1 pseudogene is annotated in these 530 nt (G+C 61.7%); it reads right to left on the reverse strand.

The features are described 5' to 3' along the window. Positions 1–145 precede the first annotated feature (145 nt). Positions 146–530, reverse strand: a pseudogene (locus U9980_RS21075) (reverse transcriptase domain-containing protein); the annotation flags it as partial.

The raw sequence follows: 530 nt of genomic DNA on the forward strand, positions 1-530 counted from the left end.
GGTCTTCAGCCAATGCAGTATTGAGGCGGCTTGACGTCTCCCCCCGCAGGGCGACGCCGAAGGGCCACAAAACCTTCATCTACTACACAACATTGCCTCAAGAAGGTCTACCTACACCCAACCCCTCTCGACATTCGTGGCACACGTGCATGAACAGGTTAGCCAGCACGGGTGACACCGCCGAACCCTGTGGAGTTCCGCAGTCCCGTTCCATCCTCCTGCCATCGGGCCAGACAAGCGGTGCTGTGAGCCACCGCCGCACGTACAGCACCACCCATTTCTGTTCCGGGGTGATGTTCGCCTCGACCGCCCTGACCATAAGATCGTGATCGACGGAATCGAAAAACCGGGAGATGTCGACCTCTATCACCCAGTCGCTCTTCCAGCACCTCTCGCGGCACTTCTCCACCGCTGCCAGCGGCGACCTGCCCGGCCGGTACCCGTACGAGTCGTCATGGAAGATCGACTCAGTACGGGGCTCCAGCGCGAGCGCGACCACCGTCTGCGCTACACGGTCCGCCACGGTAGGG

This window comes from Protofrankia sp. Cr1 (assembly GCF_963555865.1).
Taxonomy (GTDB): domain Bacteria; phylum Actinomycetota; class Actinomycetes; order Frankiales; family Frankiaceae; genus Protofrankia.